Origin of the sequence: Palleronia pontilimi (assembly GCF_016412875.1) — a bacterium.
GTDB lineage: Bacteria > Pseudomonadota > Alphaproteobacteria > Rhodobacterales > Rhodobacteraceae > Palleronia > Palleronia pontilimi.
Map to the genome: position 1 here is coordinate 1 of NZ_JAEKPD010000054.1, position 287 is coordinate 287.

General features: G+C 62.7%; 1 protein-coding gene. It reads right to left on the reverse strand.

The genetic code is table 11. From position 1 onward, the window contains the following. Window positions 1-132: 132 nt before the first annotated feature. Window positions 133-225, reverse strand: coding sequence for an SEC-C metal-binding domain-containing protein (locus ILP92_RS18920; protein WP_368667923.1), 93 nt, complete (start codon window positions 223-225; stop codon window positions 133-135). Window positions 226-287: the final 62 nt, after the last annotated feature.

Consider the following 287-nt stretch of genomic DNA (forward strand, 5'->3'; position numbering starts at 1 on the left):
TCTACGCCGCTCTGGAAACTGAACCCATAGCCGCGTAACTAATCGCAATCAGCCTCCGGCAAACCCGGCGCGGTTCAATAGCCAGCTTGGTAAATGTCCGGTGTGTGCCGGGAGTAGCCTGAGCGATCCCGCTCAGTGTCGGCCGCAGCATTTCTTGTATTTGCGCCCCGACCCACAGGCGCATGGATCGTTCCGCCTTGGCCGGGGTCCGGCCTTGAACGGCATGTCGCGGAGATCTGCGGCGCCCCGCTGACCTTCTCCCCGGTATCCGGGCCATTGCGAACTGG

What these genes read in the sequence shown, in the direction of transcription:
- ILP92_RS18920 (WP_368667923.1), bottom strand. Translation starts at nt 225, where the DNA reads ATGCCGTTCAAGGCCGGACCCCGGCCAAGGCGGAACGATCCATGCGCC.